The sequence below is a fragment of the Zestomonas ipomoeae genome (genome assembly GCF_057128665.1).
This window is the reverse complement of the sequence record NZ_JBSKHQ010000020.1, coordinates 25,874-46,145: the sequence shown is the minus strand read 5'-3', so window position 1 is coordinate 46,145 and position 20,272 is coordinate 25,874. Positions and strand designations below refer to the sequence as shown.

Below are 20,272 nucleotides of genomic sequence, written 5' to 3'. Positions count from 1 at the left end.
CCCCCCATGCGCATCATGCTGTTCAGTAGCCAGCCCTATGACCGCGACAGCTTTCTCGCCGCGCAGCGACCGGAACATCTGGAACTGCTTTTCCAGCCGGTACGGCTGGATCGGCAGACCGCCGCCCTGGCGGATCGCTGCGAGGTGGTCTGCGCCTTCATCAACGACGACCTGTCCGCGCCGGTGCTGGAGCGTCTGGCCGCCGGCGGTACGCGGCTGATCGCCCTGCGTTCGGCCGGCTACAACCATGTCGACCTGTCCGCCGCCGCCCGACTCGGCCTGACCGTGGTACGGGTGCCTGCCTACTCGCCCCACGCGGTGGCGGAACACGCGGTCGGCCTGATTCTCACCCTCAACCGCCGCCTGCACCGCGCCTTCAACCGCACCCGCGAGGGCGACTTCAGCCTGCACGGCCTGATCGGCTTCGACCTGCATGGCAAATCCATCGGCGTGGTCGGCACCGGCGAGATCGGTGGCCGGTTCGCCCGCATCATGCTCGGCTTCGGTTGCCGGGTCCTGGCCTGCGACCCGCAACCGGACGCCCAGCTCCAGGCCCTGGGCGTGAACTACCTGCCACTGGACGAAATGCTGCCGGAGGTGCAGGTCCTCAGCCTGCACTGCCCGCTCTACCCCGAGACCCGCCACCTTATCGACCGCCAGGCGCTGGCGCGCATGCAGCGTAGCGCCATGCTGATCAATACCGGGCGCGGCGCACTGGTCGATACGCCAGCGCTGATCGAAGCGCTGAAAAGCGGCCAACTCGGCTACCTGGGGCTGGACGTCTATGAAGAGGAAGCCCGCCTGTTCCATGAGGACCACTCCGACTTTCCATTGCAGGACGACGTACTGGCGCGCCTGTTGACCTTTCCCAATGTCATCGTCACGGCCCACCAGGCATTCCTGACGCGAGAAGCACTGACCGCGATTGCCGAAACCACGCTCGCCAACATTCAGGCATGGGCCGCCGGACAAGCGACGAATCGGGTCGAACCAGCAGCGTGATAGCATGCCGCTCCGCCCTTCCACATCCCCGAACCCCGCCATGGCCGAACACGACTTTCGCTACACCCTGCTCAACCCCGCCCATACCCTCAGCGAGTGCCGCGCCCTGGCACCGGGCCGCTATCAGGTGACCGGCACTGGCGGCTCGATCCAGACCGGCGACAGCCTGCTGGTAACCCTCAAGGGCAGCCGCGACCTCAGCATGCGCCTGGTGGTGGAAAAGGTTCGCCATCTGATCAACCCGCCGGGCCAGTGGTTGGCGGTGGCCAACGGCCCGGCATTCCGCGAACTGGCGATCCACACCTGGAAGGTCGACTGCGATGCCTGCGGCCAGCGGGCGGACGTCGAATTCGCCGTGGATGCCGCCCTCGGCGAAAAGGCCCATGCGCCGGCCGCCGAAGCCCGTCTCGTCGAACTGGGTTGGCAGAACCGCGACGGACGCCACCTGTGCCCCGCCTGCCAGGAGAAGACAGCATGAGAACCCCGATCATGGCCGGCTTAGCCGTCCTCCTGGCGGGCTGCGCCGCCGGCCCGCTGCAACTGGAACAGGAGCGTGGCTACCGCGTGGAATGGATCGGCGAACAACCGCTGATCGACCGCAGCCACCTGACCCTGACCCTCGGCTCCGATGGCCGGGCCTATGGCACTGCCGGCTGCAATCACTGGTTCGCGCCCTACCAACTGGAGGGCGACCAGCTGCGCTTCGGCGAAGTCGGCAGCACCCGCCGACTGTGCGCGCCCGCGCTGATGGAACAGGAGCAGCGCTTCCTCGACGCCCTCGAAAAGGTCCAACGCTGGGACTTCTCGCCCATCGAGCAACTGCGCCTGTGGCCGGCTACCGGTAAAGCGATTCGCCTCTGGCCGGAAAAAGGCTGAACTCGGTAGCCCCCGCCTCACGGCGAGGCGAACAGCTCCAGTTGCTCGTGCGCGCCCTGCAGGTCGGTGAGGCGCACACCTACGCCGAGCAGCCGCACCGGCTTGCCGCCACGCGCATAGGCCGCCCCCAGCAGCAGTTGAAAGCTCTCCAGGTCGCGCCCGGCGCCGGCCTGCTCCACGGTGGTCTGGCTGAAGTCGTGGAACTTCACTTTGACGAAAGGCTTACCGATGCGGTAGCTGCTGTCCAGGCGGGCCAGGCGGCCGCCCAGCTCCTCCAGCAACGCAGGCAGGCGCTCCAGGCAAGCGGCCAGGTCGGGTAGATCGTGGTCGTAGGTGTTTTCCACGCTCAGCGATTGCCGCCGACTATGCACCTGCAGCGGGCGTTCGTCGGTGCCGCGCGCCAGGCTCCACAGGCGCTCGCCAAAGGAGCCGAACTCCCGCGCCAGGGCCAGCTTGCTCCACTCGCGCAGGTCGGCGCAGTGATGGATGCCGAGCCGCCCGAGCTTGTCTGCGGTCACCTTGCCCACGCCGTGCAGCTTGCTAACCGGCAAGCTGGCGACAAAGGCCTCCACCTCAGTTGGCGTGATGACGAACAGTCCGTTGGGTTTCTTCCAGTCGCTGGCGATCTTGGCCAGGAACTTGTTGGGCGCCACCCCGGCGGACACGGTGATATGCAACTGCTGCTGCACGCGCCGGCGAATGTCCTGGGCAATGCGCGTGGCACTGCCGGCAAAGTGCGGGCTGGCGGACACGTCGAGATAGGCCTCGTCCAACGACAGCGGCTCGATCAGTTCGGTGTAGTCGCGAAAAATGCCGTGAATTTCCTGGGAAGCGGCGCGATAGGCCTCGAAACGCGGCTTGACGATCAGCAGGTCGGGACACAGCTTGAGCGCATGATGCGAGGACATCGCCGAGCGCACGCCGTAGGCGCGCGCCTCGTAATTGCAGGTGGCGATCACCCCGCGACGATCGGCAGCGCCGCCCACTGCCAGCGGCCGATTGGCCAGCCGGGGATCGTCGCGCATTTCGATGGCGGCATAGAAGCAGTCGCAATCGACGTGAATGATCTTTCTCGCGTTCATGCCCGCGTCGTTCCAGAACGGCGACCCGCCCGGTCCGCCTGCCAAAAAAGCGCCATGCTGGCATATTCCCGCATCGAGTAGGAGGCGCCAGCCTGCTGGCTGCTGACAGCTGCTGTCGGCAGGGCGACCAACGGAGCTGCCGCAACACTCAACGATCCGCCCCGCGCATTGTCCCAACAGATAAGCCCAGCTAGGGAGGGTTTATCCCATGACCGTTGAAATCAAACCGCAAACCGGCACCTGCGTGCTGAGCGTCCAGGGCTCGCAATACGAACGCCCCATCGACGCGCTACGCGTGACCACCGACCCGGACGCTCGCATGTCCATCACCGCCATCGAAGGCGTGCCGGTCTACCTGAGCGAAGAGCAGGCCGAGCAGTTGATCGCCGCGGGCGCCACCGACGAACGCTTCAATCTGATCGTCGACGATGAATAGGCACGTTTCGCAGGAATCGCTAAGAGATTGAAGAAAAAACACTTTTTCTCCGAAAAGGATTGACACTCATGCGTTCGGCTGTAGAATGCCGACCACACAGACGCGGGGTGGAGCAGTCTGGTAGCTCGTCGGGCTCATAACCCGAAGGTCGTTGGTTCAAATCCAGCCCCCGCAACCAAACATCAGAAAGGCCACTCAAACGAGTGGCCTTTTTGTTTTGGTCACAATTCGCCAATGGGCGCCCCTCTTCCTCACCAACGCTTCGCCCGCACCGACAACTCGGCACTCGGGTTCGGCAGCAGGCAAAACCTCGGCCGGCACCGTCGATAAAATCCCCCGCTCCACCACTAGGCAAGCTCCTGGACGGCCGCTAGAATTGCGCACTTTTTGATCAAGGCGCCTCGTGAGCGCCCTTCGAGGTTAGCCGCCATGTCCACTCCCACCACGCCGAAAGTCGGCTTTGTCAGCCTCGGTTGCCCGAAAGCCCTGGTCGACTCTGAACGCATCCTCACCCAATTGCGCATGGAAGGGTACGAAGTCGTACCGACCTACCAGGACGCGGACGTGGTGGTGGTCAACACCTGCGGCTTCATCGACAGCGCCAAGGCCGAGTCCCTCGATGTGATCGGCGAGGCCATCGCCGAGAACGGCCGGGTCATCGTCACCGGCTGCATGGGCGTGGAAGAGAACGCGATCCGGGACGTGCATCCCAGCGTGCTGGCCGTGACCGGCCCACAGCAATACGAGCAGGTGGTCAATGCCGTGCATGAGGTGGTGCCGCCGAAGACCGAACACAATCCGCTGATCGACCTGGTGCCGCCGCAAGGCATCAAGCTGACCCCGCGTCACTACGCCTACCTGAAGATTTCCGAAGGCTGCAACCACAGCTGCAGCTTCTGCATCATCCCCTCCATGCGCGGCAAGCTGGTCAGCCGCCCGGTGGGCGACGTGCTCAGCGAAGCCCAGCGGCTGGTCAAGGCTGGGGTCAAGGAATTGCTGGTGATCTCCCAGGACACCAGCGCCTACGGCGTCGACCTGAAGTACAAGACCGACTTCTGGGACGGCCAGCCGGTGAAAACCCGCATGAAGGAGCTGTGCGAAGCGCTTTCCAGCATGGGCGTCTGGGTGCGCCTGCACTATGTCTATCCGTACCCGAACGTCGATGACGTGATTCCGCTGATGGCCGCCGGAAAGCTGCTGCCCTATCTGGACATTCCCTTCCAGCACGCCAGCCAGAAGGTGCTCAAGGCAATGAAACGTCCAGCCTTCGAGGACAAGACCCTGGAGCGCATCAAGCGGTGGCGGGAAATCTGCCCGGAGCTGACCATTCGCTCCACCTTCATCGTCGGTTTCCCCGGCGAAACCGAGGAAGACTTCCAGTATCTGCTCCACTGGCTGACCGAAGCCCAGCTCGACCGCGTCGGCTGCTTCCAGTATTCGCCGGTGGACGGCGCCCCCGCCAACGACCTCGGCCTGGAACAGGTCCCGGACGATGTGAAGCAGGAGCGCTGGGAACGCTTCATGGCCCATCAGCAGGCCATCAGTGCGGCGCGCCTGCAATTGAAGATCGGCAAGGAAATCGAGGTACTGATCGACGAGGTGGACGAGGAAGGCGCCATCGGCCGCTCCTGGGCGGACGCCCCGGAAATCGACGGCAACGTCTACGTCGCCAGCGACAGCGAACTCAAGCCGGGCGACAAGGTGCGCTGCCGGGTCACCGATGCCGACGAATACGACCTCTGGGCAGAGGTCATGTGAACGCGGACGGCGCCCGCGCTATCGCGGCGCCGCCCGCTGGCCTCACTGCAGTTTCAGGTGCGAGGTGTCCGGCGGCGGCGCAGCCGGGCCGGGCTTGATCTGTCCCATGTCGCTGCCGGGCGGCGCCAGACTGATGTTCGACAGGTCCAGCTCCGGCGCCTGCGGCTCGGGCTTGGCATCCTGCAGGTCCACCCCTACCGGCGCGATGCCGAAATCCGGTGCGTCGACCCCGGCGAACGCCGCCATGTATTCGTCGCGCGGAGCCACCTGGAGTCGCGCACCTTCACGCGGGCGCTCCTCCATCGTCGCCGGGGCGGCAGCCGGCGAACTCGCCGGCTGCTCGGGCGGTGGCGGCGCCAGCTCGACCTCCTCGATTTCCACCTCCAGCGACTGCACCTCGACCACCGCACCGGCTCGCGCCAGCGTGGCGCGGTATTTCTCGGCGCTCTCGGCATCCAGGTTGCTCTTCAGCACGATACGCCGTCCGGAGAACAGCAGCGCGATACGCTGGGCATCCGCCTGGAACAACTTGGCCAGGTTGGCCTTAACCGCCTCGGGCTGGGCGCCCGGCACCAACTGGCCGGAAAAGGCGATCTCATAGCGGCTCATAATTTTTCTCCGTCACATCGTTGTCCTATTAGGTATCCAGTATGGCGCAGGTTTTTTTCGCGTCTCAATCGATTGCAGGCAAGCAGTTGCTTGTTACACTGGGGCGCTAATTGGAGTGGGTGGAATGTTTCTAAAGGCACAAACGATAAGAATTCTTAGCCTGTTACTGTTGTTGGGACTCAGCGGATGCTCCACCTGGTTCAGTGGCGGATTCCAGGACCCGGTTGTCCACCTCGTCAAGGTCGACGTGATCAAGGCGCGACTGCTGGAGCAGCAATTCATCCTGCGCTTTCGCATCGACAACCCCAACGGGGTCAGCCTGCCGGTACGCGGCCTCGTCTACGACATCACGCTCAACGAGGTGCCGCTGGCCGACGGCGAATCCAGCACCTGGTTCACCGTGCCCGCCCATGGCCACATGGAATTCGACGTGCCGGTTCGTACCAACCTCTGGCGACACATGAAATATATCGTCAAGTTGCTGGAAAAACCCGACCGACCCATCAGTTATAGCCTCAAGGGAGAGGTCAAAACCGGCCTGCTGTTCGGTCGCAGCGTGCACCTTTCTCGCAAAGGCGAGATAATTCCCGGCGATTTCATCCCGGAGTAGTTCCCATGAACCAAGAACCTCATGTGCATGGTCCCGATTGCGACCACGACCACGATCATCACGGCCACGTCCATGGCCCGCACTGCAATCACGGGCCCCAGGAGCCGGTGCGCAATCCGCTGAAGGAAGTCGGCCGCAACGACCCCTGCCCCTGCGGCAGCCAGAAGAAATTCAAGAAGTGCCACGGCGCTTGAGCCAACCATGAGCGATCTGGTCATCAGCCTGTTGCTGGCCGGCGTGCTGATCATCCTGCTGCTGGCGGCCATTGCGCTGGCGCTGTGGCGGCGCGTCTGGGCCCAGGAAAAGGCCCTCGCCGAGGCGGAGCGGGATCGCCGCGAGCGCCTCGGCGAAGACCTGCGCATCCTCGCCAGCAGCCTGCTGGACGAACAATTACCGCTCATCGAGGGCGCGATCCGCATCAAGGTGTTGATCGACAACTACGATCCGCAGATCAGCCAGGACCCGCATTGCGAGGTATTCCAGGAACTGTACGAGGCTACCGCCCACGTGCCGACCCACCTGGCCTGGAAGGCGCTGGACCGGGGCGAAAGGCGTCACCACGAAGCCCAGTTCAGCGCCCTGGAGCTACGCCACAAGGCGGCCGCCCGCGCCGCCGCTCGCTGGCTGCTGGAAGAAGCGCTGCCGCCGGCGAACGACGCCTGAGCCGACCCAACCCAAGTTATGGCCTATTGTGTTGGGGCCTCTGGTAGGCTTTCCGAAAAAAGTACGAACGTACCACTTTCCATGACATCCCTACGCGCAAGGAGCCCGCAGCATGCGATCGCGCCTGTTCCGCCCGCTGTCCAGCCTGACCTTCGGCGCCCTGCTCGCCAGCCTGATCGGCCTGAGCGGCTGCCAGTCCTTCCTCGATAGCCGTTACGCCGACAGCCTGCCGCCCGAGAAAGGCATCATGCAGGTTCAGGGGCTGACGCAAAGCGTGGTGATACGCCGCAACGCGCTGGGCATGCCGCTGATCGAAACCACCACCTTCCACGATGCGCTGTTCGCTCTCGGCTACGTGCATGCCAGCGACCGGCTCAGCCAGATGGTCGGCCTGCGCCTGGTGGCCGAGGGCAGGCTGGCGGAGATGGCCGGCCCAGGCGTGCTGGAGATCGACCGCTTCATGCGCGCGGTAAACCTGAAAGAGAGCGCCGATACGCTCTACAAGAACAGCTCGCCGCGCATCAAGCGGTTCTTCGAGGTGTATGCCCGTGGCGTCAATGCCTACCTGTACCGCTACCGCGACAAGCTGCCGATGGACCTGGACGCCTCCGGTTATCGCCCCGCTTACTGGAAGCCTGAGGATTCGGCGCTGGTATTCTGCCTGCTGAACTTCGGCCTGGCGGTCAATCTGCAGGAGGAAATCGCCTCGCTGGTGATGGCGCAGAAGGTCGGCGCCGACAAGCTGGCCTGGCTGCTGCCGATCTACCTGGACGAACCCCTGCCATTCGACGAAGCCGACAAGCTAAAAGGTCTCGACCTCGACGGCCAGATCCCCGGCCTGGCCGCGCTGAACGAAACGGCCAAGCGCATCGCCAGCCTCAACATGCTCGGCGTCGCCGCCTCCAACAACTGGGCGATAGCGCCGCAGCGCAGTCGCGGCGGCAAGAGCATCCTGGCCAACGACACCCACCTGCCGCTGTCGATGCCGTCGGTATGGAATTTCGTACAACTGCGCTCGCCGCGCTATCAGGCCGCCGGAGTCTCCATTGCCGGGGTGCCGGCGGTGGTGGCCGGCTTCAACGGCAAGCTGGCCTGGGGCATGACCATGGTCATGGGCGACAACCAAGACCTGTTCCTGGAGCAGCTCAAGCAGCAGGACGGCCACCTCTACTATCTCGCCGACAGCCAGTGGCTGCCGGCCAGGGAACGCCAGGAAACCTTCTTCATCAAAGGCGAACGGCCGATCCGCGAGACCCTCTATGAAACCCGCAACGGCCCGCTGCTCAACAGCGTGCTCGGCGAGCGCAAGCACATGCTGCAGCCGTTGCACCTGACCAGCCGCTACGGCATCGCGCTGAAAACCCCACAGATGGATGGCGACCAGACCCTCGATGCCTTCTTCGAGCTGTCCCGCGCGCAATCTGTGGATCAAGCCTTCGAGGCCGCTCGCGACGTGCGTGCCATGGCGCTGAACATTCTCTTCGCCGATGCCGAGCACATCGGCTGGCAGGTCACCGGGCGCTTTCCCAACCGCCGCGAGGGCCGCGGCCTGCTGCCTTCCCCCGGCTGGGACGAGCGCTACGGCTGGGACGGCTACGCCGACCCACTATTGCACCCCTATGACCAGGACCCGGCGCAGGGCTGGCTGGGCACCGCCAACCACCGCACGGTACCGCCCGGCTATGGCGTCCAGTTGTCCAACTCCTGGTATTACCCGGAGCGCGCCGAGCGCATTGCCACGCTGGCCGGCAGCGGCACCCACGACACCCGCAGCATGATCGCCATGCAGTACGACCAGACCTCGCCGTTCGTTGCCAAGCTGCAGGCCATGCTCGCCGCACCGGGCATGGCCGAATCCCTCGCCCAGGCCATCGCCGACCTGCCTTCTCAGGAGCGCGGCAAAGCTCGGGAGGCACTGTCCCGCCTACTGGCGTTCGACGGCAATCTCGGCCCGCAGTCGGCGGATGCCGCCCTGTACGAGGCTTTCCTGCAGGAAAGTGCCCGGCAGATATTCGGCGACGAACTCGGCCCGGAGGATGGCGATGCCTGGCATGCCTTGGTGGAGAGCGCCAACACCTCCTACTCGGCGCCGGCCGATCACCTGCTCGGCCGCGAGGACAGCCCGTTCTGGGATGACCAAGCTACCCCTGAGCACGAGGACAAGCCAGCCATTCTCGCCCGCAGCCTGGTCGCGGCGGTGGACCTGCTGGAGCGGCGCTTGGGAACGGATCGACAGGCCTGGCAGTGGGGCAAGCTGCACACCTATACCTGGCAGACCGAGACCACCCAGCTGGCACCGTACATGGGCGGAGCCCAGCGCGCCGGGCTCAATGCGATCAAGGACTACCTCGACCGCGGTCCGTACCCGGCCGGAGGCGATCACACCACGCTGAACGTTTCCGCCTACGAATGGGGCAAGGATTTCGACACCTGGCTGATTCCGGCCATGCGTATCGTCGTCGACTTCAACCAGGAAGAGCCGCTCATCGGGGTCAACAGCTCGGGACAGTCCGGCAACCCCGCCAGCGAGCACTACGCCGATGGCATCGACGCCTGGCTCAAGGGACGCTACATGAGCTTCCCCTTCCAATCTCAAAACCTGGAGAAGGTCTACGGTACCCAGCGCCTGCTGCTGACACCGGGTAGCCCCTGACCGCCGGTCGGGTGCCGAGGAACCGAAGCACGCTCGAGAGCTACTAAGGTTGCGGACTTACTCCACAGATTTTCGGGGCGCTTCGGCGCCCCTTTTTATTGTGCCGGGGTGTGCCTCAGTCCGCCCTGACGATACCGGTCAGGGTGATCCCGAAGCGCTGCTCCAGGATCTGCGCAGGCTCCAGGTGTGCGTCGTCGAACTCCTCCGGCTCGTTGTCGCGCTCGGCTTCGGCGGCCACCAGCTCCATAACCCGCTCCATGCTCGGTTGCTGTGCCGACTCGACTTCCAGCTTGGTGGTATTGCCATCTTTGCTGAAGGTAATGATCCACTTGCTCATGCCTGCGCCCTCCGCGAACTCGCCTCGTGCAGCACTCGCCACACCGGAAGCCTCGTACTTTTAGACCCCGCCGAGCCCGCCACTGCACGCCATCTGTCGCCCGCTAGGAACGTCGGCCGGCCTGGCCCGGTCAGCATATCCAGGAGCTCTCTTTCGGAGGAGGTCATGGGCAAGCTCGCGAAATGGCTGGACGGCGCAGCGGGCCGATCGGAAGGCGATCTCGCGGCGCTCCTGCGCCGATACGCAGAGCCGCTTCCGGCGCTCGATGACCCTGTCCTCGGCGCGCTGTTCGACCGCTATGGCGACGCCCGCGTGGTACTGATCGGCGAAGCCAGCCACGGCACCTCCGAGTTCTATCGCTGCCGCGCCGCCATTACCCGGCGCCTGATCGAGCGACATGGCTTCCAGATCGTCGCCGTGGAAGCCGACTGGCCGGATGCCGGCCATATCGACCGCTATGTGCGCCATCGCGCTGACGACTGGCAGTCCGGCAGCTTCGAGCGCTTCCCCCGCTGGATGTGGCGCAACGCCGAAGTGGCAGCCTTCGCCGACTGGCTGCGCCAGTACAACGCCGACCTGCCGGCCGAGCGACGTTGCGAAGTTCGCGGGCTCGACGTGTATAGCCTGCATGCCTCGATTTCCGCGGTGCTGCGCTACCTGCAGCGCGTCGATCCCCAGGCGGCACAGGCCGCCCAGCGACGCTACGGCTGTCTGACGCCCTGGCAGGAAGACCCGGCCCTGTACGGCCAGCGGGTCATGCTGCAGGGCCCGCAGGCCTCCTGCGAGAAAGCGGTGGTCGAGCAATTGCGCGAACTGCTGGACAAGCGCCTGGAGTTGCTCGGCAAGGACGGAGAGCCCTTCTTCGACGCCGCACAGAACGCCCGCGTGGTGCGCTCCGCCGAGCAGTACTACCGCATCATGTACCGCGGCTCCACGGAATCCTGGAACCTGCGCGACAAGCATATGTTCGACACCCTGCGCGCACTGCTGGAGCACCGAGGCCCGCAGACAAAGGCGGTGGTCTGGGCCCACAATTCGCATGTCGGCAACGCCTCGGCCACCTCCATGGGCTGGGAGGGCCAGTTCAACCTCGGCCAGCTCTGCCGTACCGCATGGCGCGACGCCGCCGTGCTGCTCGGCATGGGTACCGACCAGGGGCTGGTGGCGGCTGCCAGCGACTGGGACGAACCGATGCAGATCAAGCAGGTCCGTCCCTGCCGCGCCGACAGCTGGGAGCAGACATTTCTGCGCGCCGGCGTGCCGGCCTCGCTCACCGACTGGCGCGGCATCGCCCGTGGCGAACTGCGCGAAGCCCTCGGTGGCGTGCGCCTGGAGCGCGCCATCGGGGTTATCTATCGACCGGAAAGCGAGCGCCTGAGCCACTATTTCGAAGCGCTGCTGGAGGAGCAATTCGATGCCTGGCTGTGGTTCGAGAAAACCCGCGCCGTTACCCCGCTCGGCCCGCAATGGCAACAGCCCGGCCCGCCGAACACCTACCCCTTCGGAGCGTGATCGCCATGGGCCAGGCCAAGCGCTCTCCCCGGCTGTTCGTCGATCGCCAGGATGCCGGCGTGGCCTTGGCCGAGGCCCTGCAATGCTATGTCACCGAACAGCCACTGCTGCTGGCGCTGCCCCGAGGCGGGGTAGCCGTCGCCCATGCCGCCGCCGAGGCGCTCGACGCGCCACTGGACGTGGCCTTGGTGGGCAAACTGGCGGCACCGGGCAGCGAGCCCCTGGGGCTGGGTGCCCTGGTCGACGGCGCCAGGCCCCAATGGGTGGTCAACGAAGAACTGCTGCAGCAGGTCGATCCTCCGCCCGGTTGGCTGAAAGCCGAGATCATGCGGCAGCTCAAGGTGCTGGAGCGACGGCGGCGCCTCTACTGCGGCTCGCGTCCGCCACCGGACCTGGCCGGGCGCTGCGTGGTCCTGATCGACGATGGCATGGCCACCGGCGGCACCGCGCGCGCGGCCTTGAAAGGCTTGCGCAAGGCCGGGCCGAAACGGCTATTGCTGGCCGTGCCGGTGGCGCCACGGGAAGTCGTCGCGGAACTGTGCGAACTGGCTGATGAAGTCGTCTGCCTGGCCACGCCCGAGCCGTTCTTCACGGTCGGATTGCACTATGCGCAGTACGAACCGGTGGACGACCGCGATGTCGCCGCACTGTTCGCCGACCTGGCGAACCACTGAAGAACCGATTGCTGGCAAATTCGAATTATTTACGGAACTTCGACCGGCCCGAGCGGTCAGTTACCCAGCATCGATTGATTTACTCCCCAAGGCGCCTGAACAGCGCCTATTTTTTTGCCCGCGCTCTACCTCTCGCCGTTCAGGCGACAGGCGCCGGCGGCGGCTGGTCCGGTACCGTGGGTTCGCCCGGCTCGCTCGGCATCGGTGGCTGTTCCGCCGGCTGCGGCGTATCGGGATCGCCCGCCCGGTAGGCGCGGCTTCCTTCCTGGGTCTGCACAGCTGGTGCCATTACTCGTCTCCTCTCGCAGTGGCCAACCTGGGTCGTCGGCTACACGGTAGAGCGTGACCGCACCGCGGAATTCCCGCTGTTCGTCAGATGACGCGAAATGGATCGCCAGACAGCAGAAAGCCGGGCCTCGCACCCGGCTTTCTGAGGTCCCGAGGCCTAGGCCTTGGGCAGGGTTACACCGCGCTGGCCCTGATACTTGCCGCCACGGTCACGGTAGGAAACTTCGCATTCCTCGTCGGACTCGAGGAATAGCATCTGCGCGACGCCCTCGTTGGCGTAGATCTTCGCAGGCAGGGTGGTAGTGTTGGAGAACTCCAGGGTCACATGACCTTCCCACTCGGGTTCCAGCGGCGTGACGTTGACGATGATGCCGCAGCGCGCATAAGTGCTTTTGCCCAGGCAGATGGTCAGCACGTTGCGCGGAATGCGGAAGTACTCGACGGTGCGGGCCAGGGCAAAGGAGTTCGGCGGGATGATGCAGACGTCGCTCTTGATGTCGACGAAGCTCTTCTCGTCGAAATTCTTCGGATCGACAGTGGCCGAATTGATGTTGGTGAATACCTTGAATTCATCGGCGCAACGCACGTCGTAGCCGTAGCTGGAGACGCCGTAGGAGATCAGCCGGTCGTTGCCTTCGGTGCGCACCTGACGCTCGACGAAAGGCTCGATCATGCCGTGCTCAAGCGCCATGCGGCGAATCCACTTGTCCGATTTGATGCTCATGGCTGGAATCCTAGCTGGCAGGGTGGCGAAAAAGTGAGCGCATCTTACCGGGAGGTAGGGGCCGTCGTCGACCTGGCGTGCCGCCGATGCGGTACGCTTCGGCAGGCGGACTTCAGTCTTCGGAAATCACGATGCTCGGCATGCCCGCCTGGTCACCCAAGGCAATGCGCGCACCGACCAGACGCGCCAGCTCCTGGTAGACCATGGAAATCTGGCACTCCGGCTCGGCAATGACGGTCGGCTTGCCACCGTCGGCCTGCTCGCGGATCAGCATCGACAGCGGCAACGACGCCAACAGGTCGACGCCGTATTGCGCCGCCAGTTTCTCGCCGCCCCCCTCGCCGAACAGATGCTCGGCATGGCCGCAGTTGGAGCAGATGTGCACGGCCATGTTCTCCACCACGCCGAGCACCGGGATGTTCACCTTGCGGAACATCTCCACGCCCTTTTTGGCATCCAGCAGGGCCAGGTCCTGCGGCGTGGTAACGATCACCGCGCCGGCCACCGGCACCTTCTGCGCCAGGGTCAGTTGGATGTCGCCGGTGCCCGGCGGCATGTCCACTACCAAGTAGTCGAGATCATCCCAGGCGGTCTGGGTGATCAGCTGGATCAGCGCACCGGAGACCATCGGCCCGCGCCAGACCATCGGCGTATTGTCATCGGTGAGAAAAGCCATGGACATCACCTCGACGCCATGGGCCTTGAGCGGGATGAAGAACTTCTGGTCCTTGACTTCCGGCCGCGTGCCCTCGGGGATGCCGAACATGACACCCTGGCTCGGCCCGTAGATATCCGCATCGAGAATGCCGACCCGCGCACCCTCGCGCGCCAGGGCCAGCGCCAGGTTGGCGGCGGTGGTGGACTTGCCCACACCACCCTTACCGGAGGCCACGGCAATCACGTTCTTCACATTGGCCAAGGCCGGCACCTGCGCCTGGGCCTTGTGTGCAGCGACCACGCAATCGATCTCGACCCTGGCGGAGGCTACCCCCTCCAGGTTCGCTACCGCCGTTTGCAGCACCTGCGCCCAGCCGTTCTTGAACAGGTCGGCGGCGTAGCCCAACTCCAGTTGCACCGCAACGCGCCCGTCCTGGATATCGATTGCCCGCACGCAGCCGGCACTGACCGGGTCCAGGGCGAGATGGGGGTCGGTGTACTGGCGCAGCGCGGCTTCCACCGCCTCGCGAGTGACAGAACTCATGGCTGACTCCGATGGTTGAGCGAAACAGGCGGTTATCCTAACTGAAAGCGGCAAGGCGAGTGGCCGCCCTGGCAGCTGCCGACGCTTGCTTTTCCTGATCGCTTGTAGCTTGCAACTTGCAGCTTCCTTTATAGTTGCCGACTTCCCTTGTGTTACCAGTGCAGCCGATCACCATGACCGAAGCCCGCAAGATTCTCGTCACCAGCGCCCTGCCCTACGCCAACGGCTCGATTCACCTCGGCCATATGCTGGAGTACATCCAGACCGACATGTGGGTGCGCTTCCAGAAGCTGCGCGGCAACCAGTGCATCTATGTCTGCGCCGACGACGCCCACGGTTCGGCGATCATGCTGCGCGCGGAGAAGGAAGGCATCACCGCCGAGCAACTGATCGACAACGTCAAGGCCGAGCACACCGCCGACTTCGCCGACTTCCTGGTGGACTTCGACAACTACCATTCGACCCACTCGGAAGAGAACCGCGAACTGGCGAGCCTGGTCTACACCCGCCTGCGCGACGCCGGGCACATCGCCACCCGCGCGGTGACCCAGTATTTCGATCCCGAGAAGGGCATGTTCCTCGCCGACCGCTTTATCAAGGGCACCTGCCCGAAGTGCGCGGCCGAGGACCAGTACGGCGACAACTGCGAGAAATGCGGCGCAACCTACACGCCGACCGAACTGAAGAACCCCAAGTCGGCCATTTCCGGCGCCACGCCGGTGCTGAAGGAATCGCAGCACTTCTTCTTCAAGCTGCCCGATTTCGACGCCATGCTGAAGAGCTGGACCCGCAGCGGCACCTTGCAGGAAGCGGTGGCCAACAAGATCGCCGAATGGCTGGACAGCGGCCTGCAGGAGTGGGACATCTCCCGCGACGCGCCCTACTTCGGCTTTGAGATTCCCGGCGAGCCGGGCAAGTACTTCTACGTCTGGCTGGATGCGCCTATCGGCTACATGGCCAGCTTCAAGAATCTCTGCGCCAAGCGCCCGGAGCTGGATTTCGATGCCTTCTGGGGCAAGGACTCGTCCGCCGAGCTGTACCACTTCATCGGCAAGGACATCGTCAACTTCCACGCCCTGTTCTGGCCGGCGATGCTCGAAGGCGCCGGCTTCCGCAAACCGACCGGCGTGAACGTGCACGGCTACCTGACGGTGAACGGGCAGAAGATGTCCAAGTCGCGCGGCACCTTTATCAAGGCCCGCACCTACCTCGATCACCTGAGCCCGGAATACCTACGCTACTACTACGCCGCCAAACTCGGCCGCGGCGTGGACGACCTCGATCTCAACCTCGAAGACTTCGTGCAGAAGGTGAATTCCGACCTGGTGGGCAAGGTGGTGAACATTGCCAGCCGTTGCGCCGGATTCATCCAGAAGGGCAATGGCGGCGTGCTGGTGGCCGGCAATGCCGCGCCGGAACTCACTGAAGCGTTCCGCAGCTCCGCCCCCGGAATCGCCGAGGCCTATGAGGCCCGCGATTTCGCCCGCGCCATGCGCGAGATCATGGCGCTGGCCGACCGCGCCAACGCCTGGATCGCCGACAAGGCGCCCTGGGCCCTGAACAAGCAGGAAGGCAAACAGGCGGAAGTCCAGGAAATCTGCGCCCAGGGCATCAACCTGTTCCGCCAGTTGGTGATCTTCCTCAAGCCCGTGCTGCCGAAACTGGCCGCCGATGCCGAGGCCTTCCTCAACGTCGCCCCGCTGCGCTGGGACGACCACGGGACCCTGCTGGCCAATCACCAACTGAACGCCTTCACCCCCCTGATGACCCGTATCGAGCCCGCGAAAATCGACGCCATGATCGAAGCCTCCAAAGAAGACCTCGCCGCCGCCGAAGCCGCCCCCACGGGCAACGGCGAACTGACCAAGGAACCGCTGGCCGCGGAAATCAACTTCGACGCCTTCGCCGCCGTCGACCTGCGCATCGCCCTGATCGAGAAGTGCGAGTTCGTCGAGGGTGCCGACAAGCTGCTGCGCCTGTCATTGGACATCGGCGACGCCAAGCGCAACGTATTCAGCGGCATCAAGAGCGCCTACCCGGACCCGAGCAAGCTGGAAGGCCGCCTCACCCTCTACGTCGCCAACCTGGCTCCGCGCAAGATGAAATTCGGCATCAGCGAAGGCATGGTCCTCGCCGCCGGCCCCGGCGGCGAGGAAATCTACCTGCTTAGCCCGGACAGCGGTGCGAAGCCGGGGCAGAGGGTGAAGTAAGAGAGCAGCACGAAGCGCTGCCGATATGGCTGGATAGACAATGAACGGGCACGCAAGTCGCGGCCGTCCAACGCCCCTTGCATCGGACCCAGACCCGATCCTCAGGAGCCCGTCGGGCAGCTCTCTTCATAGGTTTTCTTCACCCGAGTGCGCCCCGTGGCGGAAACGGAAACCTCGCGCTCTTGGCTCCCCACTGGCGATGCTCGGCACACCAACAGCGTCGCCTGCGTGGAACCGAACCCGCTGGGTTGGAAAGACAGCGCAGTAACGCTCGAACTCATCTGATAGCCTGAGGCGGTCGCTTGGCGGTGGCGTAACACGGTAGTACCACTGAGTACGATCCAGCCTTGCTCCCAATTGCCCGAGTTAGCGCAGCTGGTGCCATCGCTGGAAGGACAGAGAGTCACCACGGTATTGCGCTTCTTCGCCTCGCTACGCGCTATCTGCACACTGGCGGCGAAATCATTGGCATAGGTACGCAGCCGTGTAGACAGGATGAAATTGTCGAACGACGGTATCGCCAATCCCGCAAGAATGGCCGCGATGGCCAACGCCGTCATCAGCTCCACCAGAGTGAAGCCATGCATGTCGCCACCTCCAAGCCGCCTAGCCATGACTTACCCTCCTAGTCCTCGATGTTCCAATAGACCCGCGCCGTTGGCTGCAGCACAGACAGCGGCTGCACAGGTGGGCTGCCCTCGAGGGGCGAATTGGGGTTGGCGCCAATGACGAAAGGCACCGTCCGACCATCGTCCAGAGTCACCATGCCCGCCACGGGTGAAGGTGGCAGGCCGTCGCCGGCCAGGTCAGAGTAACGCTGGCCGTCGTTGCCTTCGGCGTTCAGATAGTTGATGTTGTAGACACGCGTTTCCCCAAGGCTGGCACACACCCCTGGCGTCGCCACCGCCGGCTGGTGAGTGCTGAAGGTCACCACGCCGAACACGGTTATGGCCGAGGTCACGACCTGCTCGGTCGGGCTCAAGCCCAGGTACCACCCCTTCTTCGTTGCCAAGTCATTGGCGTTGGGCGTTGCCGAACTGGTGATCGGCAACAGCGAATTCAGGCACAACCGAGCGGACCCGCAATTCCCGACCTCGTTCGTCAGCCAGATTGGATCGGTCGGCCTATCCCGCAGCATGAAGAAGTAGTTGGTGGCGCTGGATGCGCCCGTGTAGCTGAGCAAGGGCTTCTCCCGGTCCCCCGAGCCGAGCAGCAGGACATAGTCCGAACCGTCTACGATGGCATCCGGTGCGAACATGAACTTGCGATCCGGCCCAAGCGCGGCAATCTTCACCATACTCCAGGCGCCCGGAGCCGCATTCCCCATGGTGATGCGGTAGACGTTTCCACCCAGGTCCGCCACGTAACCGTAGATGCCCAAGCCGCTACTGTCCGGCACCACTAGGATTTCGGCCACGACACTGCGATCCGTGTCGAAGGTGCGCAGCAGACTCCCCGTATCTGCGTCGAGCACGTATACCTTGTTGCCCTTGGTGGAACTGGTGCAACTGTGCGGGTCGGCATCTTCGCAAGTATCGTAACCACCGCCCATGATCAGCATGGGAGCAGCTCCCGCACCATAACCGGCAGTTTTGATAACCTTAGGTGCCGACCAGGTCTGGCCGATGCCGCTGAACCCTGCGCTGCAGTCAGCATCACTGACCGCGCCCGAAGCAGGGAAGTTACTCGGACAGCCCCGCTTCCACTTCAGGGTAGGCGTACCCCCTACCGACACGTCGAACGCATAGAGCACGCGACCACCACGACGCAGGGTAGAATACAACCAAGCGTTGTTGCCTTGCTTGTAGGCAGTCACCGCACCGTCCATACCGTAGGACTTCGGCGTACCGCCGGTGCTGCCTGGGAAACTGATGGTGTTGGTGTTGTCGTACAACCGCTTGATGCTGCCGAAGAACTCCGGCGGCATAAATGACCACAGCTCGCTGCCCGCGGTGAAACCAACCTGACTGGCAGTCCGATTACCATTCACGGCACGCAGTACACCGTCATTGCCGCCGTAGAACACCACAATCTCTGGCGAGGCATCGGTACCGTAGTTGATCGCCACTGGCCGTGAGTGGACCACATCGCCGTGCACGGATGGCCGTACCTCAGCGGTGTTGTTGTTACCATTCTCCTCCAGCAGGTCCTGCCCACGTGCCCAGGTGATCAGGTTGCTGCGTGCGGTAGCGTCAGCTGCGCCGAGGCTGGCTTGAGTAATGTCGGAATTGGCGGTGCTGAAGGATGTCAGCGAAGTGCAACTGCCAAAGGTCCGCGAGCAAGTGTACACAGTACGAGTGGCCGCGTTACGCAGGCGGTGAGCCTGAGCCCCTTTTTCGACCACATTTCCGTCCGGATAGTTGGAGATATCGGAACCGGGTACCGCGAGGCATTCGCCGCGCGGACTGAACGCCCAGTAGTTATCGACCGTCGAAGGCGTCCAATAGCTGCGAGCACATTCAGTGATGAATCCCGTTGCGCTATTGATCGCACTTGCGTCATTTGCGTCCAGCAACCGAAGATCATTGTTAATCAGGCCGAGCTTGTATTGCTTGAGATTACCGAACCAACGAGGGAAGGAATCCTGGTCCGGGCGGAACATGCCGACATACACCTGGTTAAGGAAAGTACCCTGGGTATTCACGCTGATCGGCAGACTGACCGACGCAAAAACACTGTTTACCGCCTGGATCTCGGAGAAGATCGCATTCAAGGCGTTGACGATTTGCGATCCACCAGTGCCGCTGCTGACATCGAAGTATTTGCCGCCACTTACGCGGGCCATGCTTTGCAACAATGCGGTCCAGCCGGGCCCCTGCCCCGTGGTGATCTTGTCGATGTCCACGGTGTACGTCGTCACGCCCAGGTTGTGCTTCTTCATGAAACGGGCCCATTCGTCAGCCACATTACTCTGGGAACCGCTCGGAGTGATCGGAATAGTGGTGGTAGCGCCGCCAGCGGCAGCCAAAGCACTGGTGGACTGTGCGGTATCGGCATTATTGTCCTGAGCGGCGCCGTTGCTGATGTAGATGATGAAGTTCTTGGCACAGCCGGCGACAACCGGCGAGAGATAGGTGCTACTGCCCTTACTGGCCAAGGCATTACCGGCTACGGCGTAAATGGCATCGGAGGCGGCATTTACCCCACTGTTGCCGGTGAAGTCGGTTTTGACCTTATTATTGCCAGCGTCTGGCGTTCCTCCTGCAAAGTAGAGATACGCCTCTTGCATGGCCTTGCCGACTTTGCCGCCGTTCGACTTGTCGTTGTTTTGATGCAGGCTGTTGACCAGGTTTTGCATGCGCGTCTTGTGGGCGGCATCCAACGGCCGGATCGCCGCTCTGACGTAAGCGCCATCATTGCCGGAATTACCTGCGCCTGTTTCGGTGAACATCATGAGTCCGACACGGAATTTGTCTGGCGGAAGCGCATTGACCACTGAAACCAGCGCTGCCTTCTCGTTAGCGAAAGGCAGATTCCAGTTAGCCGTATTGTCCAAAATGATCAGCACGTTGGGCGCTTCCGCAACGCTGCTGGGGTTGCCAACGAACAGGTCGATATCCTCGGCGAGCGACCGTTCGGCCGTCACCATGGCAGCTGTCATGAACAACAGAGACTTGCAAATGATAGATTTCATAAC

The 20,272-nt window shown here is 63.6% G+C and carries 20 protein-coding genes and 1 tRNA gene; 13 read left to right on the top strand and 8 right to left on the bottom strand.

From position 1 onward, the window contains the following. The first annotated feature begins 6 nt into the window (after positions 1–6). Genes ACWKV7_RS19240 through ACWKV7_RS19230 form a run of 3 tightly spaced genes read left to right on the top strand, consistent with a single transcriptional unit; the run spans position 7 to position 1,878 of the window. Positions 7–1,002 carry a 2-hydroxyacid dehydrogenase gene (locus ACWKV7_RS19240; RefSeq protein WP_483859308.1) on the top strand — a complete coding sequence of 332 codons (996 nt, stop codon included), beginning with the start codon at positions 7–9 and terminating at the stop codon, positions 1,000–1,002. Between the two features lie 40 nt (positions 1,003–1,042). After that, a complete protein-coding gene (locus tag ACWKV7_RS19235) occupies positions 1,043–1,480 on the top strand; it encodes a hypothetical protein (RefSeq protein ID WP_483859307.1) in 438 nt (145 codons plus the stop codon). Further along, a complete protein-coding gene (locus tag ACWKV7_RS19230; protein WP_483859306.1) occupies positions 1,477–1,878 on the top strand; it encodes an META domain-containing protein in 402 nt (133 codons plus the stop codon). The genes ACWKV7_RS19235 and ACWKV7_RS19230 overlap by 4 nt, the downstream gene beginning before the upstream one ends. Before the next feature lie 17 nt (positions 1,879–1,895). Here ACWKV7_RS19230 and dinB read toward each other — a convergent pair whose 3' ends face one another. Beyond that, positions 1,896–2,960, bottom strand: coding sequence for a DNA polymerase IV (gene dinB / locus ACWKV7_RS19225; RefSeq protein ID WP_483859305.1), 1,065 nt, complete (start codon positions 2,958–2,960; stop codon positions 1,896–1,898). 208 nt (positions 2,961–3,168) lie between these two features. On the opposite strand from dinB, the gene ACWKV7_RS19220 reads away from it, so the two are divergent. The 3 genes from ACWKV7_RS19220 to rimO all read left to right on the top strand — a co-directional run bounded on the left by ACWKV7_RS19220 (position 3,169) and on the right by rimO (position 5,154). After that, positions 3,169–3,396 (top strand): DUF3203 family protein, encoded by a 228-nt coding sequence (locus tag ACWKV7_RS19220; RefSeq protein WP_483859304.1) that lies wholly within the window; start codon positions 3,169–3,171, stop codon positions 3,394–3,396. Positions 3,397–3,497: 101 nt separating this feature from the next. Next, positions 3,498–3,574: transfer RNA gene (locus tag ACWKV7_RS19215), tRNA-Met, on the top strand. 251 nt (positions 3,575–3,825) lie between these two features. Continuing rightward, the gene (rimO, locus tag ACWKV7_RS19210) at positions 3,826–5,154 is read left to right on the top strand and encodes a 30S ribosomal protein S12 methylthiotransferase RimO (RefSeq protein ID WP_483859303.1); all 1,329 of its coding nucleotides are present in this window, start codon (positions 3,826–3,828) and stop codon (positions 5,152–5,154) included. 42 nt (positions 5,155–5,196) lie between these two features. On the opposite strand, the gene ACWKV7_RS19205 is transcribed toward rimO, so the two are convergent. Beyond that, on the bottom strand, positions 5,197–5,763 hold the full coding sequence (locus ACWKV7_RS19205) for a hypothetical protein (protein WP_483859302.1): 567 nt from the start codon (positions 5,761–5,763) through the stop codon (positions 5,197–5,199). Between the two features lie 124 nt (positions 5,764–5,887). Between ACWKV7_RS19205 and ACWKV7_RS19200 the strand changes: the two genes are divergently transcribed. The 4 genes from ACWKV7_RS19200 (at position 5,888) to ACWKV7_RS19185 (ending at position 9,689) form a co-directional block, all read left to right on the top strand. Beyond that, complete coding sequence (locus ACWKV7_RS19200) at positions 5,888–6,373, top strand: LEA/WHy family protein (RefSeq protein ID WP_483859301.1); 486 nt, start codon at positions 5,888–5,890, stop codon at positions 6,371–6,373. 5 nt (positions 6,374–6,378) lie between these two features. Continuing rightward, the gene (locus ACWKV7_RS19195) at positions 6,379–6,567 is read left to right on the top strand and encodes an SEC-C metal-binding domain-containing protein (protein ID WP_483859300.1); all 189 of its coding nucleotides are present in this window, start codon (positions 6,379–6,381) and stop codon (positions 6,565–6,567) included. A 7-nt stretch (positions 6,568–6,574) separates the two neighbouring features. Beyond that, a complete protein-coding gene (locus ACWKV7_RS19190; protein ID WP_483859299.1) occupies positions 6,575–7,036 on the top strand; it encodes a DUF2489 domain-containing protein in 462 nt (153 codons plus the stop codon). Positions 7,037–7,148: 112 nt separating this feature from the next. Beyond that, positions 7,149–9,689 (top strand): penicillin acylase family protein, encoded by a 2,541-nt coding sequence (locus ACWKV7_RS19185; protein ID WP_483859298.1) that lies wholly within the window; start codon positions 7,149–7,151, stop codon positions 9,687–9,689. A gap of 115 nt (positions 9,690–9,804) precedes the next feature. Here the strand turns inward: ACWKV7_RS19185 and ACWKV7_RS19180 are convergent, their stop codons facing one another. Next, positions 9,805–10,026 carry a hypothetical protein gene (locus ACWKV7_RS19180; protein WP_483859297.1) on the bottom strand — a complete coding sequence of 74 codons (222 nt, stop codon included), beginning with the start codon at positions 10,024–10,026 and terminating at the stop codon, positions 9,805–9,807. A 165-nt stretch (positions 10,027–10,191) separates the two neighbouring features. On the opposite strand from ACWKV7_RS19180, the gene ACWKV7_RS19175 reads away from it, so the two are divergent. Together ACWKV7_RS19175 and ACWKV7_RS19170 are read left to right on the top strand one after the other, a co-directional pair. Beyond that, positions 10,192–11,538 (top strand): erythromycin esterase family protein, encoded by a 1,347-nt coding sequence (locus ACWKV7_RS19175; protein WP_483859296.1) that lies wholly within the window; start codon positions 10,192–10,194, stop codon positions 11,536–11,538. 5 nt (positions 11,539–11,543) lie between these two features. Further along, positions 11,544–12,212, top strand: coding sequence for a phosphoribosyltransferase (locus ACWKV7_RS19170; protein ID WP_483859295.1), 669 nt, complete (start codon positions 11,544–11,546; stop codon positions 12,210–12,212). A 139-nt stretch (positions 12,213–12,351) separates the two neighbouring features. On the opposite strand, the gene ACWKV7_RS19165 is transcribed toward ACWKV7_RS19170, so the two are convergent. From ACWKV7_RS19165 to apbC, 3 genes are all read right to left on the bottom strand, one after another. Then, positions 12,352–12,501 (bottom strand): hypothetical protein, encoded by a 150-nt coding sequence (locus tag ACWKV7_RS19165; RefSeq protein ID WP_483859379.1) that lies wholly within the window; start codon positions 12,499–12,501, stop codon positions 12,352–12,354. Positions 12,502–12,657: 156 nt separating this feature from the next. Continuing rightward, positions 12,658–13,224 (bottom strand): dCTP deaminase, encoded by a 567-nt coding sequence (gene dcd / locus ACWKV7_RS19160; RefSeq protein ID WP_483859294.1) that lies wholly within the window; start codon positions 13,222–13,224, stop codon positions 12,658–12,660. 112 nt (positions 13,225–13,336) lie between these two features. Continuing rightward, positions 13,337–14,425, bottom strand: coding sequence for an iron-sulfur cluster carrier protein ApbC (apbC, locus tag ACWKV7_RS19155; protein ID WP_483859293.1), 1,089 nt, complete (start codon positions 14,423–14,425; stop codon positions 13,337–13,339). A 173-nt stretch (positions 14,426–14,598) separates the two neighbouring features. On the opposite strand from apbC, the gene metG reads away from it, so the two are divergent. Then, entirely contained in the window at positions 14,599–16,635 is a 2,037-nt protein-coding gene (gene metG, locus ACWKV7_RS19150; protein WP_483859292.1) for a methionine--tRNA ligase, read from the top strand. A 101-nt stretch (positions 16,636–16,736) separates the two neighbouring features. On the opposite strand, the gene ACWKV7_RS19145 is transcribed toward metG, so the two are convergent. Continuing rightward, on the bottom strand, positions 16,737–17,222 hold the full coding sequence (locus tag ACWKV7_RS19145; RefSeq protein ID WP_483859291.1) for a GspH/FimT family pseudopilin: 486 nt from the start codon (positions 17,220–17,222) through the stop codon (positions 16,737–16,739). Positions 17,223–17,260: 38 nt separating this feature from the next. Next, positions 17,261–20,269: a pilus assembly protein gene (locus ACWKV7_RS19140; protein WP_483859290.1), complete on the bottom strand. Its 3,009-nt coding sequence runs from the start codon at positions 20,267–20,269 to the stop codon at positions 17,261–17,263. Positions 20,270–20,272 lie beyond the last annotated feature (3 nt).

Coding starts and splice junctions, on each gene's coding strand:
- ACWKV7_RS19145 (WP_483859291.1), bottom strand. CDS start 17,222: ATGCATGGCTTCACTCTGGTGGAGCTGATGACGGCGTTGGCCATCGCG.
- dcd (WP_483859294.1), bottom strand. CDS start 13,224: ATGAGCATCAAATCGGACAAGTGGATTCGCCGCATGGCGCTTGAGCAC.
- metG (WP_483859292.1), top strand. CDS start 14,599: ATGACCGAAGCCCGCAAGATTCTCGTCACCAGCGCCCTGCCCTACGCC.
- ACWKV7_RS19235 (WP_483859307.1), top strand. CDS start 1,043: ATGGCCGAACACGACTTTCGCTACACCCTGCTCAACCCCGCCCATACC.
- ACWKV7_RS19170 (WP_483859295.1), top strand. CDS start 11,544: ATGGGCCAGGCCAAGCGCTCTCCCCGGCTGTTCGTCGATCGCCAGGAT.
- ACWKV7_RS19220 (WP_483859304.1), top strand. CDS start 3,169: ATGACCGTTGAAATCAAACCGCAAACCGGCACCTGCGTGCTGAGCGTC.
- ACWKV7_RS19140 (WP_483859290.1), bottom strand. CDS start 20,269: ATGAAATCTATCATTTGCAAGTCTCTGTTGTTCATGACAGCTGCCATG.
- ACWKV7_RS19175 (WP_483859296.1), top strand. CDS start 10,192: ATGGGCAAGCTCGCGAAATGGCTGGACGGCGCAGCGGGCCGATCGGAA.
- dinB (WP_483859305.1), bottom strand. CDS start 2,960: ATGAACGCGAGAAAGATCATTCACGTCGATTGCGACTGCTTCTATGCC.
- ACWKV7_RS19200 (WP_483859301.1), top strand. CDS start 5,888: ATGTTTCTAAAGGCACAAACGATAAGAATTCTTAGCCTGTTACTGTTG.
- rimO (WP_483859303.1), top strand. CDS start 3,826: ATGTCCACTCCCACCACGCCGAAAGTCGGCTTTGTCAGCCTCGGTTGC.
- ACWKV7_RS19190 (WP_483859299.1), top strand. CDS start 6,575: ATGAGCGATCTGGTCATCAGCCTGTTGCTGGCCGGCGTGCTGATCATC.
- ACWKV7_RS19240 (WP_483859308.1), top strand. CDS start 7: ATGCGCATCATGCTGTTCAGTAGCCAGCCCTATGACCGCGACAGCTTT.
- apbC (WP_483859293.1), bottom strand. CDS start 14,425: ATGAGTTCTGTCACTCGCGAGGCGGTGGAAGCCGCGCTGCGCCAGTAC.
- ACWKV7_RS19195 (WP_483859300.1), top strand. CDS start 6,379: ATGAACCAAGAACCTCATGTGCATGGTCCCGATTGCGACCACGACCAC.
- ACWKV7_RS19185 (WP_483859298.1), top strand. CDS start 7,149: ATGCGATCGCGCCTGTTCCGCCCGCTGTCCAGCCTGACCTTCGGCGCC.
- ACWKV7_RS19230 (WP_483859306.1), top strand. CDS start 1,477: ATGAGAACCCCGATCATGGCCGGCTTAGCCGTCCTCCTGGCGGGCTGC.
- ACWKV7_RS19205 (WP_483859302.1), bottom strand. CDS start 5,763: ATGAGCCGCTATGAGATCGCCTTTTCCGGCCAGTTGGTGCCGGGCGCC.
- ACWKV7_RS19165 (WP_483859379.1), bottom strand. CDS start 12,501: ATGGCACCAGCTGTGCAGACCCAGGAAGGAAGCCGCGCCTACCGGGCG.
- ACWKV7_RS19180 (WP_483859297.1), bottom strand. CDS start 10,026: ATGAGCAAGTGGATCATTACCTTCAGCAAAGATGGCAATACCACCAAG.